Below are 16,808 nucleotides of genomic sequence, written 5' to 3'. Positions count from 1 at the left end.
CGTGAATGAAGAAAACGCCGCCGGCGGGCGCGTGGTCACGGCGCCGACCAATGGTGCCGCCGGCATCATTCCGGCGGTGCTGCATTACTACACGCGTTTCATGCCGGGCTCGAATCAGCAAGGCGTGATCGACTTCCTGCTGACGGCCGCGGCAATCGGCATTCTGTACAAGTTGAACGCGTCGATTTCGGGTGCGGAAGTGGGCTGCCAGGGCGAAGTGGGTGTGGCCTGTTCAATGGCTGCCGGTGCGCTCGCGGCGGTGATGGGTGGTACGCCCGCGCAAGTCGAGAATGCCGCCGAGATCGGCATGGAGCACAACCTCGGGCTGACGTGCGATCCGGTCGGCGGGATGGTGCAGATTCCTTGTATCGAGCGCAATGCGATGGGCTCCGTGAAAGCCGTGAACGCCGCGCGAATGGCGCTGCGCGGCGACGGTACCCATTACGTGTCGCTGGACTCCGTGATCAAGACGATGATGCAGACCGGCGCGGATATGAAGACGAAGTACAAGGAAACGTCGCGCGGTGGGTTGGCGGTGAATATCGTGGAGTGTTGAGGGCGCTGGCCCGGTCGGCGTAAGCTATCGCTGCGCCCATCGGCTTGATGCAAACCCGATGCGGCAACAACCCCACTGCACCGATCGCACCCATCGCAACGCCTGGAGGTTTCATCGCAATGCCGCACGCTTCTAAATCTTCCTCCGCCGCCCAAACCACTGGCGCGCGTCTCGTCGTCGATGCCTTGTTGACGCATGGCGTCGAGCGCGTCTTCTGTGTTCCCGGCGAGAGCTTTCTCGCCGTACTCGATTCACTGCACGACGAGACCGATCGCATCCAGACCATCGTCTGCCGGCATGAAGCGGCTGCGGCTAACATGGCCGAAGCGGTCGGCAAATTGACGGGGCGTCCGGGCGTCGCGATCGTCACGCGCGGCCCCGGCGCGACGCATGCGTCGATTGGCGTGCACACGGCGTTCCAGGACTCGACGCCGATGATCCTGCTGATCGGCCAATGCGCGCGCGAGCATCTCGACCGCGAGGCCTTCCAGGAAATCGACTATCGGCGCATGTTTGGTCAGATGGCGAAGTGGGTCGCGCAAATCGACGATCCGAAGCGTATTCCCGAATATCTGAGCCATGCGTTTCACACGGCGACGTCGGGGCGGCCGGGACCGGTTGTGCTGTCGTTGCCGGAAGATGTGTTGAGCGATGCGTGTGAGCTTGCGGCCGGCGCACCGAGATATAAGCGTGTGGCGGCATCGCCGTCCGCCGCGCAGATAGAAGAGTTGCGCCGATTGCTGGAAAGCGCGCAACGGCCGATGGTGATTGCCGGCGGCAGCGGCTGGACGCCCGAGGCATGTGCCGACCTGCAATGCTTCGTCGAGAATTGGCAATTGCCGATTGGTCTTGCGTTCCGCTTTCAGGACACACTCGACAACGAGCATCCGAACTATGCGGGTGATGTCGGCCTCGGCATCAATCCAGCGCTTGCGCAGCGTATCCGCGATGCGGACTTATTGCTGACGTTAGGCCCGCGACTCGGCGAAGCGACAACGAACGGCTATACGTTGCTCTCTATTCCAAAGACAAAGCAGACACTGGTGCACGTGCATCAAGGCGCGGAAGAACTCGGGCGAGTCTATGCGGCGGACCTCCCGATCGTCTCCGGCATGCCCGAACTGGCGGCGTTGCTGGCCGGGTTGGAGCCGTCTCCCGGGAACCCCGCGTGGGCCGGCGCGGCGCAAGAAGCGCATCAAGCATATCTCGACTGGCGCAAGCCACGTCAGATTCCCGGCGATGTGCAAATGGGCGAAGTGATTCAGCAGCTGCGCGCGCATCTACCCGAAGATGCGATCCTCACGAACGGTGCGGGTAATTACGCAACGTGGCTGCATCGGCATTTTTCGTATCGGCATTTCCGCTCGCAACTCGCGCCGACCAGTGGCGCAATGGGCTACGGTGTACCGGCGGCGATTGCGGCGAAGTCGATGTATCCGCAACGCGCGGTGGTCGCATTAGCCGGCGACGGCTGCTTCATGATGTCCGCGCAAGAACTCGCGACGGCAATGCAGTACGACCTGCATGTGATTTTCATCGTCGTGAACAATAGCCACTTCGGCACGATCCGGATGCATCAGGAACGGCACTATCCGAATCGTGTACACGGTACGGGGCTGACTAATCCGGACTTCGCGGCGTTCGCGAGGTCGTTCGGCGCGCATGGTGAGACAGTGGAGCGGACCGAAGATTTTCTGCCTGCATTGCAACGGTCGATGGAAGCCGGGCGTGCAGCGGTGATCGAGATTCGCATGCCGCAGGAGGCGAGCACGCCGGGCGCGACGTTGGAGCAGATTCGCGAGCAGGGAAGGAAGTTGCGCGGGGAGTGATGACGTTGAGTTGCGACTGGCACACACAGCAAAGCACACAGGAAAAAGCCCTGCGGCTCAAAAGTGCTGCAGGGCTTTTTTTTGCAGCGAGCGCCACGACAAAACCGCGCGCGACACTCACATGCTCATGCGAAAACCACCTTACTTCCCGCCCACGCTTTGCAACGTCGTCCACTTGCCGTCGACAACCTTGTACAGCGTGATGCCGCCGTTCTTCAGGTCGCCCTTGCCGTCGTATGCGAGGTTCGCTGCCGTCACTGCCGGCATCGAGGTCTTCGCGAGCAGCGGCAGGTACTTGGCCGGATCGGTCGAATTAGCCTTCTTCATGGCGTCGAACATCGCCATTGCGCCGTCGTAAGCGTACGGCGAGTACGTTTGCACGTCTTCGTTGAAGCGCTTCTTGTACTTCGCGACGTAGTCCTTGCCGCCCGGCATTTCTTCCAGCGGCAGGCCGGCCAGCGATGCCACCGTGCCATCCGCTGCGTTACCCGCGAGCTGGATGAAGGTCGGCGTGTGGACCATTTCGCCACCCATCAGCGGCGCCTTGATGCCCAGTTGCTTCATCTGCTTGACCATCGGGGCCGCTTGCGAATCCGCGCCGCCGTAGTACACCAGATCCGGGTTCGACGACTTCAGCTTCGTCAGGATCGACTTGAAGTCCACCGCCTTGTCGTTCGTGTATTCGCGATCGACGATCTGGCCGCCTGCTGCCTTCGCCGCCTTCTCGAACTGATCAGCCAGACCTTGGCCGTAAGCCGTACGGTCGTCGACGATCACGATCTTCTTCATGCCCAGCGTCTTGACCGCGAACGTGCCGGCGACCGAACCTTGCTGCGTGTCGGACGTCATCATGCGGAACGTGGTCTTGAAGCCTTGCTGCGTGTACTCAGGCGCCGTTGCCATGGCGATTTCGGGGATGCCCGCGTTCGCGTAGATGCGCGAAGCGGGAATCGTGGTGCCCGAGTTGAAGTGGCCGAGCATGCCCTTGATACCATCATCCACCAGCTTTTGCGCAACGGTCGTACCGGTGCGCGGGTCGGCCTGGTCGTCGGCCGAATCCAGCACGAAGCGAACCGGCTTGCCGCCGATCACCGGCTTGGTCGCGTTCATGTCTTCCACAGCCAGCGTGATGCCGTTCTGGAAGTCCTTGCCATAGTGCGCCTGTGCGCCCGTCATCGGACCGGCAAAGCCGATCTTCACGTCTTCGGTCGATTGAGCGTTGGCCGTCCCCGCCAGCGACATTGCCGCAACCAGTGTTGCGCCTGCCAGCTGTTTCATTTTGTGTTGCATAGCTTCTCCTTGGTACCAGGTGTGGATGGAGCGGTTTTTCGGGGTCGCCGGTACCGCTTCCGTTTTTTTGAAGTAACCGATGAGGTTCGCTCAACCGATCGTCATCAAATTCGCATTACCGCCTGCTGCTGCCGTATTCACACTAACCGAACGTTCCGTCAACAGACGCTCGAGCGCGTAGTCCTCTTCGCCGCTGTCCAGCGCGCGAGCCGCGACGCCCTGCACCGACACGATCGGCCCCGCGCGTTTCGCGACTTCCTTCACCAGCGCCAGCAGCTCGTCGCTATCGCCTTCGAACAGCACCGCGTCGAACGGCGTATCGGCGCTCTTCTTCACGCTTGCATGAGATTTCAACGCAGCGGGCAACTGAGACGCCAATTGTTCACCAGCCGCGCCTTCGAACAATGCGCGATTTCCCGTAGCCAATGCCGCGGCAAACTGCACGCGCGCACCGCTCGCGGTCGACGCGATACACAGCACCGTGCCGCGGGCGCCCAGCGTGTACGTATTGCGCTCGCCGGTTGGCCCAGACAATACCGCAGTTGCGCCCGCCAGCACATGTGACAGATAACCGTCGACGCGAGCGGCCAACACCGGTTGCTGTTCGCCAATCAGCCAGTCGCGGTAAGCCGTCAACGCAGCGGACGGATTGTCGCTGTTTTCCGACGCTTGCGGCGCATCCACGATCAACGACTGCGCCAGCGACTTCGGCAAACCCGCCGGACGCGTGGCGAGCAGACGCTGCAGATACAGCGCGCCGCCTGCTTTCGGACCCGTGCCCGACAAACCTTCGCCACCGAACGGCTGAACACCGACCACAGCGCCGATCACGTTGCGGTTCACATAAATGTTGCCGACGTGCGCGCGGCTGATCACGTGAGCGATCGTTTCGTCGATCCGCGTGTGAATGCCAAGCGTCAGGCCGTAGCCGGTCGTGCGGATCTGTTCGAGCAGCTTGTCGAGCTGGCTGCGGCGGTAACGCACCACATGCAGCACCGGGCCGAACACTTCACGCTTCAATTCGTCGATGCTGTCGAGTTCGATCAGCGTCGGCGGAACGAACGTGCCTTGTGCGGCGCCTTCCGGCATCGGCAATTGCTCGACCTTGCGGCCTTTCTCGCGCATCGCCGCGACGTGCGCGTCGATGCCGCGCTTCGCGTCGAGGTCGATCACCGGGCCGACGTCGATCGACAGGCGATCCGGATTGCCCACCGACAGTTCGCGCATCGCGCCCGTCAGCATTTCCAGCGTGCGGTCCGCCACATCGTCCTGTAGACAAAGAACGCGCAACGCGGAACACCGTTGACCGGCAGAATCGAACGACGACTGCAGCACGTCCGCGACCACCTGTTCAGCGAGCGCCGACGAGTCGACGATCATGGCGTTCTGGCCGCCGGTTTCGGCGATCAGCGGGATCGGCTTGCCTTCCGGATCGAGACGGTTCGACAGCGTCTTGTTGATCAGACGCGCGACTTCGGTGGAACCAGTGAACATCACCGCGCGCGTGCGCGGATCGGCCACCAGAGCAGCGCCGACCGTTTCGCCGTCGCCCGGCAGCAGTTGCACCGCACCCGCCGGCACGCCGGCTTCGCGCAGGATACGCACGGCTTGCGCCGCAATCAGTGGCGTTTGTTCGGCCGGCTTCGCGAGCACCGTGTTGCCGGCAGCCAAAGCCGCGGCCACCTGGCCCATGAAAATTGCCAACGGGAAGTTCCACGGGCTGATACAGACCACCGGACCCAGCGGGCGATGCGTGTCGTTGGAGAACTCGTTGCGGATCTGCGTGGAGTAGTAGCGCAGGAAATCGATCGCCTCGCGGATTTCCGCGACCGCGTTCGCCAGCGACTTGCCGGCTTCACGCACCACCAGCCCCATCAGCGTATGCATCTGCGCTTCGAGCAGATCGGCGGCGCGAGCGAGACAGTCCGCGCGAGCCTCGACCGGCGTGGCTTGCCAGATCGGAGCGGCGGCAACCGCGTGGGCCAAGGCTGCGCTCACGTGCTCCGGGGTCGCTTCCACAACAGTACCGACCAGGTCGCGATGATCGGCCGGATTACGCACGTCACGTGCCACTCCACTGGTAGCTGCTGCGATCTCGTTGTCTTCGAGCATCGGCGCGGCGCGCCACGGATGATGCGCGCTCGCCAGCAACGCCGACGACAACGATGCCAGACGATGCTCGTTCGACAGATCGAGACCCATCGAATTGAGACGCTCGGCGCCAAACAGATTGCGCGGCAGCGGAATCTTCGCGTGCGGCGCGCCGAGCGGGACGATCTTCGACGCTTCCTCGACCGGATCGGCTATCAGATCCTTGATTGCGATGTTCTCGTCGGCGATACGGTTCACGAACGACGTGTTCGCGCCGTTTTCCAGCAGACGGCGCACGAGGTACGCGAGCAGCGTCTCGTGCGTGCCGACGGGCGCATACACGCGGCACGGACGGTTCAGCTTGTCGCGGCCGGTGACTTCCTCGTACAGCGGTTCACCCATGCCGTGCAGGCACTGGAACTCGTACTGGCCGGGGTAGTAGTTGTTGCCCGCGAGGTGATAGATCGCCGACAGCGTGTGCGCGTTGTGCGTGGCGAACTGCGGATACACCGCGTCCGATGCGCCCAGCAGCTTCTTCGCGCAGGCAAGGTAAGAGACGTCCGTGTAGATCTTGCGCGTGTACACCGGATAGCCTTCGAGACCGTCCACTTGCGCACGCTTGATTTCGGTATCCCAGTACGCGCCCTTCACAAGCCGGACCATGATGCGGTGACGGCTGCGGCGCGCCAGATCGATCAGATACTCGATCACGAACGGGCAGCGTTTCTGGTACGCCTGCACCACAAAGCCGATGCCGTTCCAGCCCGCCAGTTCCGGATCAAAGCACAACGCTTCGAGCAGATCGAGCGAGATCTCGAGGCGATCGGCCTCTTCAGCGTCGATGTTCAGGCCAATGTCGTAGCGGCGCGCGAGGATCGCCAAAGAGCGCACGCGCGGCAGCAATTCGCTCATCGTGCGTTCCTGCTGCGAACGCGAGTAGCGGGCGTGCAGTGCCGATAGCTTGATCGAGATGCCGGGGCCTTCGTAAATGCCGCGGCCGCCGGCGGCCTTGCCGATCGCGTGGATCGCCTGTTCGTACGACGCGTAGTAGCGTTGCGCGTCGGCTTCGGTGGTGGCCGCTTCGCCGAGCATGTCGTACGAGTAGCGGAAACCGCGTGCTTCGTACTTGCGGCTGTTGGCCAGTGCCTCGGAAATGTTCTCGCCGGTGACGAACTGTTCGCCCATCAGGCGCATCGCCATGTCGACACCCTTGCGGATCAGCGGTTCGCCGCCCTTGCCGATCAGACGCGTGAGCGCCGACGACAAACCCGTTTCGCTATTGGTGGTCACCAGCTTGCCGGTGATCATCAGGCCCCACGTCGCGGCATTGACGAACAGCGAAGGCGCCTGGCCCACGTGCGATTTCCAGTCGCCCTTGCTGATCTTGTCGCGGATCAACGCATCGCGCGTGGCGCGATCGGGAATGCGCAGCAGCGCTTCGGCGAGGCACATCAGCGCGACGCCTTCCTGGCTCGACAGCGAGAATTCGTGGATCAGCCCTTCGACGCCACCACCCTTGCTCTTGGTGCGCAGCGTTTCGACCAGCTTGCCGGCCATGGCTTGTACGTCGCCGGCGAGATTGACCGGCAGACGCGCCTGGCCGAGCAGGAACGGCACACATTCCGGCTCGGGACGCCGATACGCAGCGGTGATCGCCGCGCGCAGCACCGATTGCGGTTGCACATTCTGTGCGAATTCGAGGAACGGATGCGCGGCGCCATCTTCCTCCTGCTCCACCGCGGCGCCGTCGGCCAGATCGGCCGTGCCGGTATTGCCCGACAGTTCAGGCGGTAACTGACCGTGCTCGATTTTTTCGAGGTACGCAAAGATCGCCTGCTTGATCAGCCAGTGCGGAGTACGTTCGAGTCGGGTGGCGGCTTCTTTCAGCCGGGAACGCAGGAGGTCGTCAACCTTGACGCCGAGGGTGGTGCTAGCCATGTTTCCTTCTTCGGATACCAGACGATTTCACTGGGAAAGACTAAAAGTTGGGCGAATCGTACGCCTCCAAATAAAAAGGTGCAACCATGCATTCCGCATGGTTGCACCTTCTTGGAAGCCCCATATGACGGGGGTTTGCGCCGAATGGCGTTGCGCGTTGCGACGGCGGTTGCGATCAGTACTTTCCCTGGCGTGATTCTTTTCGCTTTTACCCTTATCAGATCGTTCGGCGCGCCGTTATACAGAACATGGAGGGTCGCGGCCGCAAGGCACGCACATAGAAAACGGTACGGGGTTTGAGGACTGGTGAAATGGAAAAGTGGTTAGTCGTATTGGGAATCTGGGCAATGTGCGCAACTTGCGCGGTGCTTTTCATCCGTGGCGCGACCGGCGGCCCGGGCAGGCGCATGACTGAAGAAAAGCGTGCCCGTCCGGCGTCGCGCGCATCGGCTGGCGATACGCGGGCCGCGTTGAACGATTGAGGGGCTACGTCCGCCGGCTCAGGATCGACATCGAGACGCGGTTCCTCGGTTGACCCTGGACGGTGAGTGAACGCGCGGCGCCTGGTTCAGACGCCGCTAGCGACGCGGCCGTGCGCGTCAGTGCGGCGGAATCGGCTCGTACTGCGCGCAAACGTCGTCGGGCGAAACGAGCTGATCGTGCAGCCGGCATAGCCGGCTGTCCGCCACGCTCGCGCCAAACCCGGAACTGAACACAGCGAGACCCGGAATGCTCTGCTCCAGTGAATGCCGATCCTCGGCGCGATTCCGGCAGCTGGCACAGCGCGGCGCGCACGCGTCTCCGCGTGCGTGGGCCGTACCTGCCATGCGGACAGCCTCGCTCATTACGAGCCCTGCCCCAAGCTATTCCAGTACGGTGCGAACACGTGCGCGGACAGCGCGTAGCCGATGGCGATATTGACCACCACGCCGGCGGTGAACGCCAGGAACGGCTTCAGGCCGGTGGCCGTGAGCGACCGCAGACGCGTGGTGAGCCCGATGCTCAGGAAACAGAACGTGAAGGCCCACGTGCGCAGCGCGGTGATCGGTGCGACGAAATCGGGCGTCACGACCTTGCGGTAATCAGCCAGCGAATAGTGGCTGGCGATCCACGTCACCAGTGCCGATGCAATCACAAAGCCGATCACGAATTTCGGAAAGCGCGCCCAGATCTCACGGGCATACGGTTTGGCCTTGACACCTCAAACCTGCGACTCCCAGCGCGTCGTCGCGACAATCGCCAGCACGAACGCCCAGATACCGATCCAGATATCGCGGCCCACCACCTTCATCAGCGTGAACGCCTGCAGCGATGCCTCGGGGGCGCCCGCAATCACACCGCCCGCGTGCTTCGCGAAGTCGCCGTAGGCTTGCGCGGCGGCAATGCCCGCGGCGTCGGCGAATTCGGACGTGCCGATCCACGCACCCGCCACCGCTGTCGAGAGTCCCAACGATCGCGACGCGAACGGGAGCACGAAGATCATCACGATTGCCCACAGCACCACCAGCGTGATCGCCACCGACGCCTGCTCCCGCTTCGCCCGCACCGCGCCGGCAATCGCAATCGCGGCCGACACGCCGCACACCGCGCCGCCCACGCCGAGCACGGCGGCAAACCGGCGGTCGAGGCCCAGCGCCCTACCGGCAAAGAAGATCACGAAGAATGTGACGAGCGAGACGATGGTGGCTTGCCCGACCGCGACCGGCCCCGCCCACGCCAGCAAGGTGAACGGCAGCGTCGCGCCGAGCAGCACGATGCCGACCTTGATGTAAAACTCCACGCGCAGGCCGGCTGAGAACCACTCGGGCAGCGTGACAACGTTCGAGATCAACAGGCCCAGCGCCAGCGCCACCAGCGGCGGCTCGAGGTTGTATTTCGACGCATTGACCCACGCACCCAGCGTAAAGATCAGCGCCGACGCGATGAAGAGGATCAGGAACGACGCCAGAAAAGCGCCGACCCGCTGCTTCAACGTGGCAAGACTTACGCCGAACAGCACGGCGAACACGACGAACAGCGCGAGATAGTTCGGCAGATGCTTGCCGATGTCCTGCGCGGCTTGCTCAATGCTCGCCCATTTGGCGGGCGCCACCGCCAGCCACTTGATGCTGCTGCCCGAGGCGAACAGCGCCCAGGCAATCACGATCACCAGCAGGCCGACCCAGACGGCCCACCAGTCTTCCGTGGAAAAAAGACCGCCGCCGTGCGCGCTTTGGCCGCTGCGCGGTTGGCTGGGCGCGGCGCCGCTCGGCAGTGTCTGGTTGGTATCGCTCATCGCAAATGCCTCGAGGAAAGTTAAGGTGCATCGGCGCGTGATTGTTGAGTTTTGCCTGAATATGCGCCGGTTCGGCGAAATATAGGCGAGCGGCTCCGCAAAGCGAAACGACCATTCGCTCTATGAATATGACTGAAAGGAGTAACGCTCTCCGCCGACGCGGCGAGAGGCGTCAGATGTCCAGCGGGTCGACTTCGAGATTCCAGCGCAGCACGCCTTTCAAGCCGCGCAGCAGCGGTTGCCACGCGCGCAAAGTGGCTTGCAACGCGCCACGCGACGCGCTCTCGATCAGCAATTGCGCGCGGTGCACGTGCATGACCTTGACGATGGTGAGCGGCACAGCGTCATAGACCGTCACGCGCTCGGCGGCCGGAATCTCCGTCAGCGCGGCGGCCGCCTGCTGCAGGAAGGCGAGCGCGGCTTCAAGCGTGCGGCCTTCGGCGCGCAGCAAAGCCTGATAGACGAACGGCGGCAGATGCGCGTCACGCCGCTCGGCCAGCGTCGAATTCGCAAAGCCCACGTAGTCGTGCCGCTCCAGCGCGTGATACAGCGCGTGGCGCGGATAGCGTGTCTGCACCAGCACTTCGCCCGGCAACCCGGCGCGGCCCGCGCGCCCGCTGACTTGCATCAATTGCGCGAAGAGGCGTTCGCTCGCGCGGAAGTCGTGTGAGAACAACGCGGTGTCGGCGTTCAGTACGCCGACCAGCGACACCCGCTGGAAGTCGTGGCCCTTCGCGATCATCTGCGTGCCGACGAGGATGTCGACTTCGCCGGCGTGGACGTCGGAAAACAGCGCCTGCGCGCTGCCTTTGCGGCGCGTGCTGTCGGCGTCGATGCGCAGCACGCGGGCGCCGGGTACCGCGCTGGCCAGGGTTTCCTCGACGCGCTGCGTGCCGCGTCCCATCGGCGCGATGTCGACATTGCCGCAGTCCGGACACGAGCGCGGAATGCGCGATTCCCAGCCGCAGTGGTGGCAGCGCAGCGCGCGTTCGGGTTTGTGCAGGACGACGTAGGCGCTGCAGCGTGGACAGCCGGCAACCCAGCCGCACGCGTCGCAGGCGAGCTGCGGCGCGTAGCCGCGACGGTTCAGGAACACGAGACTTTGCTCGCCGCGCTCAAGGCGCGTCTTCAACGCCGCGATCAGCGGTCCGGACAACCCCTCCACCGAGGCGCGCCCGCGCCGCCGCTCCTCTTCCAGATCGATCAGCTTGACGGTCGGCAGCACGGCCTCGGCCACCGCACGGCGCGACAGGGTGAGACGCTTATAGCGTCCCTGATCGGCCTGCCACCAGCTTTCCAGCGACGGCGTGGCCGAGCCCAGCACGACCGGCAAACCGAGCTGCTTGGCGCGATAGATCGCCAGATCGCGCGCCGAATAGCGCAGGCCTTCCTGCTGCTTGTAGGCCGGATCGTGTTCCTCGTCGACGACGATGATCGCGAGCGTGGGCAGCGACGCAAGCACCGCCAGCCGCGTGCCGAGCACGATGCGAGCACGGCCGGTGTGTGCGGCGAACCAGTTGCGGGCGCGTTCGCCTTCCGCGAGACCGCTGTGCAGCGTGACAATCGACGCGCCTTCGAGCGCGGCAAAGCGCGCCCGGAAGGCGGACTCGAACTGCGGCGTCAGATTGATTTCAGGGACGAGGACGAGTGCCTGCGCGTCGGGCTTCGCCGCGAGGATCTCGGCGAGCGCACGCAGATACACCTCCGTCTTGCCGCTGCCCGTCACGCCATGCAGCAGGAACGGCGCGAAGCCGTTTGCGTCGCGGATCGCTTCGACTGCGCTCGCCTGTTCGTCGGTGAGAGTGGGTAGCGTGGGTGCCGGCGTATCCGGCGATGCCGGGTTGGCAAGCACCTCGGCGGCTTCGATCACTTCCAGTGCAACCCAGCCTTCGACCTGCCATGCATCCAGTGTCGCGATGGCCTTGGGATGGAGCGCGCGAGCGTCCGCGGCGCTCAGAAATTTGGCCTCGGCCAAGGCCAGGGCCAGCTTGCGCAACGCGCTGGCTCGCGCCGGCAATGCGTCGGGCAAAGCGGCGCGACCCTCAGCCGTCAAGCGGTATCGTTCGGCCGGCGCGAACAGGCGCGACCAGCGCGACGCATCACGCAGGGCTTGCGGCAACGCGGGTAGCGCCACTTCCCCGAGGCCGCGCTGATAGTAGTCGGCAGCGAAGGATGTAAGCGCCAGCCATTCGGCCGACACGGGCGGGCACGCTGTGCAAACCTGATTGACCGCCCGCAAGCGGTTATCGGGCACGTCACTGTGAGCGGTCACTTCGCAGATGAGGCCCACCACGTGGCGCTTGCCGAACGGCACGCTCACCATCATGCCGGGTGCGACACGTTCGGGCGTGTCGCACCGGTAGTCGAACAAGGTCGGCAGCGGGTGATCCAGCGCAACGCGAACGAATACTTCGCTCACGCTGCGGCACGGACTGGGTAAATGGATGCAAAACGACGCCACATCACGGTGCACATTGAACAGACGGCGAGCCATCGAAGTTAAAGTAAAACTTCAATTTCGGCGCTAAGTTTTGGATTCGGCTGAAGAATTGCAATCGGTCCGCTTGCCTGTGGATAACTTTGTTGAGAACTTCACTCGGAAGGGCTGGAAACCGCGCCGCAGCGGCCTTCTGTGGGATTCCGCACATTCTGTCGTAAACCCTTGAAACCCTTGCCAGACAAGGCTTAGATCAAATGCGCCGGCAATGTGCAAGGGTAATGGCACGACGAAAGCTTCTACCGCGCCGCAGCGTGATCAATGTGCATAAGTCAAGTCTTGACTTTCGCGGGACCGCCATCCGACGGCCCATTCACTGCAATGTTTGCCTTAGAGCGAGAGCCCAGCTCGCTGCGTCGCAGCAAAAATGGTAACGATTACGGCATCAGGTTGGTGCGTGCGCGCCGCTGCGAAGCGCGCGGCTATGACGATGGACTTCGTCGACGAGCTCGGCAACGTTTTCCGGCGGCGTGAATTGCGAAATACCGTGGCCGAGATTGAACACATGGCCAGGATGATTGCCGAAGCTGTCGAGCACAGCGCGCGCTTCCATCCGGATCGAAGCGGGCGGCGCAAACAGCACCGAAGGATCGATATTGCCTTGCAGCGCCACCTTGCTACCCACACGCTCACGCGCCTTGCCCAGGTTTACGGTCCAGTCGAGACCGACCGCATCCACGCCGATCCCGGCGATCTCGTCGAGCCACAACCCACCGCCCTTCGTGAAGGTGATCACCGGTACTTTTTCGCCCCCGTGATCACGTTTCAGCTGGCTCACGACCTGCTGGATGTACTGCAGCGAGAAGCGCTGGTAGGCGCCGTCCGCGAGTGCCCCGCCCCACGTATCGAAGATCATCACGGCTTGCGCGCCCGCTTCGATCTGCGCATTCAGGTACGCAGCAACCGACCTCGCGTTGACGTCGAGAATACGGTGCATCAGATCCGGGCGCGCGTACAACATGGACTTGACGGTGCGGAAGTCTGCCGATCCGGCGCCTTCGACCATGTAGCACGCCAGTGTCCAGGGGCTGCCTGAAAAACCGATCAGCGGCACGCGCTGACGGCCTTGCGCGTCGGTGAGCGCGGTGCGGATTTCGCGCACGGCGTCGGTCACATAGCGCAGCGTGGCGTCGATATCCGGCACTGCGAGGCGCGCCACATCGTCTTCCGTGCGCACCGGGCGGGTGAATTTCGGGCCCTCGCCGGCAACGAACTCGAGACCCAGGCCCATCGCGTCCGGCACCGTCAGGATGTCGGAGAACAGGATCGCGGCGTCGAGCGGATAACGCTCGAGCGGCTGCAACGTGACTTCCGTTGCGTACGAGGGGTTCTTCGCCAGACCGAGGAAACTGCCCGCGCGACCCCGCGTGGCGTTGTATTCCGGCAGATAGCGGCCAGCCTGCCGCATCAGCCAGATCGGCGTGTAGTCGGTCGGCTGGCGCAGCAGCGCGCGCAGAAAAGTGTCGTTCAGGAGTTTATGAGCCATGTTGCGTACGACCGAAGGCAAAGGGCCATTTTACCGGACGCGGCTTGCCGCATCGCGCCTGATGTACGCAATACCGTCGCGCCGCGATCGCGGTGGCCTTTTACGGCTCCCCGCGGTGCCATGACTCAGCTGAACGGCCAATGTTCAAGCGCGATTTGCCGGGCTATCATCCGACGGCTTTACCAAACAAACAATTACGCGCAGCCAAGGAGACTCGATGAACAAGGCAGCACTCGCATTAGCCGGCGTTCTGACCGGCATTTTGGTGCACACGGGCGTCGCCCATGCCCAGACCAGCACAACCGCCGCGGCGCCCTCGCGGCTTGACGAAATACTGGCGCGCGGCACCTTGCGCGCCTGTACTACCGGCGACTACAAGCCGTACTCGTTCTACAAAGCGGACGGCCAGTTCGAGGGCATCGACATCGACATGACCGAATCGCTCGCCAAATCGCTCGGCGTGAAGGCGGAATTCATCAAGACGTCATGGTCGAACCTGATGAACGACTTCGTCGCGAAATGCGACATCGGCGTGGGCGGTGTTTCGCCGACGCTCGAGCGCCAGAAGCGCGCGTTTTTTACTCAGGCGTACATGGTGGACGGCAAAGCGCCGATCGTCCGGTGCGACGACGTCAACAAATATCAAACCGTGGCGCAGATCGATCAACCGTCGACCCGCGTGATCGTCAATCCGGGCGGCACGAACGAGCGTTTCGCCAAACAGTATTTCCCGCATGCGAACCTGACCGTCTATCCGGATAACGTGACGGTCTTCAAGCAGATTCTTGCCGGCAAGGCCGATGTGATGGTGACAGACGCGTCGGAGACCTTGTTGCAGCAAAAGCTGAATCCGGGTCTTTGCTCGGTCCATCCGGACAAGCCCTTCCAGTACGGCGAGAAGGCCTGGCTGCTGCCGCGTGGCGACATGGCGTTTCAGCAGTACGTCGACCAGTGGTTGCACCTTGCGCGCGCGACTGGTGAATATCAGGCAATCTCGGATATGTGGCTGAAGTGAAGCTACGGTTGTAGGGTTAGAGGCGAAATCGCGCTCGATCTTGGAAAAACATGTAGGTGTGGTCGCTTAATAGGTTCATGCGGTCGGCACAATCATGTAACCGGGCTCGAAGGTGTTAAGCAAAACTCGAACAATGCGATTTGAATAAGGGGTCAACCTGGGGGCCCCTTTCGTATACGTCGTCCGTTCGCCCGAATTGTTGCGACGCAGCACAAAGGCTCAGCAGTCAATCGAAGATTTGCTCGTGCTCGAAAAGCGCTTGTAACACGGTCGATTCGTTGCAAAAAAGATGACCATGCAACTATTTCATGCGGAAGCGACTGAACGGATTACGCCGCAATATGCGTCGCGAATAGCATCAATCGGGCGTATGAAATTGCGAGCGAGTCATCGGTAAAAATTACGTTTCAATCGTTTCTTTTTGGCAATATATCCTGCAGCGCCTTATCTGGCGGGCGTTACAACCTGAAACACTTTGTTACCGCGCTCGTAGGTTAATTCGCCCACAATGCCTTCAACGGTTTCAACACGGATGTGGCTGGGTGCGTGGTGTGAGCGGATACGATGCACTTGCCGGTCGGCATATGCCGAAGCCCTGTAAAGGGGCATCCCTGCTGGGGCCGTAGTCGGCGCAGGGTCGTCGTCTCAGTCGGTTCCAACTTTGGTCTCCTCGCGCTAACCCCGTAGCGTGTGGTTTTTAGCGGGCTCCAGGCCCGCTTTTTTTTCGTCTGGTCAAACGTTTGCGAGCGTGTTAGCGAATCGATTTCGCAGGTTTTCCAGCGCGGAATTTCCTCCGCCGCGGCCCACTTACGCCGCAAACGTTTCCAAAATTGCCAGCCGGCGCCGCACGATCTTCGTGCTGCGCCGAACCAGCATGGCCGTCAGGCAGTCTTGTCTTCCTGCACCTTCAATTCGCTAATCATCCGTTCGCGCATGATGAATTTCTGCACTTTGCCGGTGACCGTCATCGGCAATTCGTCAACGAAGCGGATGTACTTCGGTATCTTGTAGTGCGCGATCTGGCCCTGACAGAACTGCTGAATGTCTTCTGCTGTGGCCTGCTCTCCCGCGCGTAAAACGATCCACGCGCATACTTCCTCGCCGTACTTTGCGTCGGGTACGCCGAACACCTGCACGCTCTGGATTTTCGGATGCCGGAATAGAAACTCCTCGATCTCACGCGGGTAGATGTTTTCTCCGCCGCGAATCAGCATGTCCTTCAGTCGGCCAACGATGTTGCAGTAGCCCTCAGCATCGAGCGTCGCCAGATCGCCCGTGTGCATCCAGCCGTCGACGATGCTTTCCCGAGTCTTCGCTTCGTCGCCCCAATAGCCTTGCATCACCGAATAGCCTTTGGTGCACAGTTCGCCTGTTTCGCCCACCGGCACGATCTCACCGAGCGGATCGACGATCTTCACTTCGAGATGCGGCTGGATGCGGCCGACCGTCGTGGTGCGCTTGTCGAGCGGGTCGGTGGTCGAGCTCTGGAAGGACACCGGGCTCGTTTCCGTCATGCCGTAGGCGATGGTGATCTCGTTTAGATGCATCCTCGAAACGACCTTCTTCATTGTCTCGATCGGGCATGGCGAACCGGCCATGATGCCGGTGCGCAGACGCGAGAAGTCGTAGGTACTGAAATTCGGATGATCGAGTTCAGCGATGAACATGGTTGGCACCCCGTGCAACGCCGTGCACTGCTCTTCAGCGACCGCAGCGAGCGTCGCGGCCGGCTCGAAGCCCTCGCCCGGAAACACCATATTCGCGCCGACCGATACGCACGCCAGCACCGCCAGCACCATGCCGAAGCAGTGATAGAGCGGAACGGGAATGC

At 62.5% G+C, this 16,808-nt stretch carries 9 protein-coding genes and 1 pseudogene; 3 read left to right on the top strand and 7 right to left on the bottom strand.

Annotation, left to right across the window (positions count from 1 at the left end; genetic code table 11):
• Positions 1-556: L-serine ammonia-lyase (locus QOC89_RS21235; RefSeq protein WP_323046813.1), on the top strand; the 556-nt coding region annotated here is incomplete at its 5' end.
• Between the two features lie 119 nt (positions 557-675).
• A complete protein-coding gene (locus QOC89_RS21230; protein ID WP_416340432.1) occupies positions 676-2,385 on the top strand; it encodes a thiamine pyrophosphate-binding protein in 1,710 nt (569 codons plus the stop codon).
• A 141-nt stretch (positions 2,386-2,526) separates the two neighbouring features.
• On the opposite strand, the gene QOC89_RS21225 is transcribed toward QOC89_RS21230, so the two are convergent.
• From QOC89_RS21225 to hemE, 6 genes and pseudogenes are all read right to left on the bottom strand, one after another.
• Positions 2,527-3,675 carry a branched-chain amino acid ABC transporter substrate-binding protein gene (locus tag QOC89_RS21225; protein ID WP_323046812.1) on the bottom strand — a complete coding sequence of 383 codons (1,149 nt, stop codon included), beginning with the start codon at positions 3,673-3,675 and terminating at the stop codon, positions 2,527-2,529.
• Between the two features lie 90 nt (positions 3,676-3,765).
• Positions 3,766-7,704 (bottom strand): trifunctional transcriptional regulator/proline dehydrogenase/L-glutamate gamma-semialdehyde dehydrogenase, encoded by a 3,939-nt coding sequence (putA, locus tag QOC89_RS21220; protein ID WP_323046811.1) that lies wholly within the window; start codon positions 7,702-7,704, stop codon positions 3,766-3,768.
• Between the two features lie 599 nt (positions 7,705-8,303).
• Complete coding sequence (locus tag QOC89_RS21215) at positions 8,304-8,531, bottom strand: hypothetical protein (RefSeq protein WP_323046810.1); 228 nt, start codon at positions 8,529-8,531, stop codon at positions 8,304-8,306.
• Positions 8,532-8,548: 17 nt separating this feature from the next.
• Positions 8,549-9,979: pseudogene (locus QOC89_RS21210) on the bottom strand (YeiH family protein).
• A 172-nt stretch (positions 9,980-10,151) separates the two neighbouring features.
• Entirely contained in the window at positions 10,152-12,398 is a 2,247-nt protein-coding gene (locus QOC89_RS21205) for a primosomal protein N' (RefSeq protein ID WP_323046809.1), read from the bottom strand.
• A 463-nt stretch (positions 12,399-12,861) separates the two neighbouring features.
• Positions 12,862-13,962 (bottom strand): uroporphyrinogen decarboxylase, encoded by a 1,101-nt coding sequence (gene hemE, locus QOC89_RS21200; RefSeq protein WP_323046808.1) that lies wholly within the window; start codon positions 13,960-13,962, stop codon positions 12,862-12,864.
• 217 nt (positions 13,963-14,179) lie between these two features.
• Between hemE and QOC89_RS21195 the strand changes: the two genes are divergently transcribed.
• Complete coding sequence (locus QOC89_RS21195) at positions 14,180-14,977, top strand: transporter substrate-binding domain-containing protein (protein ID WP_323046807.1); 798 nt, start codon at positions 14,180-14,182, stop codon at positions 14,975-14,977.
• Positions 14,978-15,858: 881 nt separating this feature from the next.
• Here QOC89_RS21195 and QOC89_RS21190 read toward each other — a convergent pair.
• Positions 15,859-16,808: AMP-binding protein (locus QOC89_RS21190; protein WP_323046806.1), on the bottom strand; the 950-nt coding region annotated here is incomplete at its 5' end.

This window comes from Paraburkholderia sp. (genome assembly GCF_034668105.1).
In the GTDB taxonomy this organism is placed as follows: domain Bacteria; phylum Pseudomonadota; class Gammaproteobacteria; order Burkholderiales; family Burkholderiaceae; genus Paraburkholderia.
This window is presented reverse-complemented; position numbering and strand designations above follow the sequence as displayed.

What these genes read in the sequence shown, in the direction of transcription:
- QOC89_RS21230 (WP_416340432.1), top strand. Translation starts at nt 676, where the DNA reads ATGCCGCACGCTTCTAAATCTTCCTCCGCCGCCCAAACCACTGGCGCG.
- QOC89_RS21225 (WP_323046812.1), bottom strand. Translation starts at nt 3,675, where the DNA reads ATGCAACACAAAATGAAACAGCTGGCAGGCGCAACACTGGTTGCGGCA.
- putA (WP_323046811.1), bottom strand. Translation starts at nt 7,704, where the DNA reads ATGGCTAGCACCACCCTCGGCGTCAAGGTTGACGACCTCCTGCGTTCC.
- QOC89_RS21215 (WP_323046810.1), bottom strand. Translation starts at nt 8,531, where the DNA reads ATGGCAGGTACGGCCCACGCACGCGGAGACGCGTGCGCGCCGCGCTGT.
- hemE (WP_323046808.1), bottom strand. Translation starts at nt 13,962, where the DNA reads ATGGCTCATAAACTCCTGAACGACACTTTTCTGCGCGCGCTGCTGCGC.
- QOC89_RS21195 (WP_323046807.1), top strand. Translation starts at nt 14,180, where the DNA reads ATGAACAAGGCAGCACTCGCATTAGCCGGCGTTCTGACCGGCATTTTG.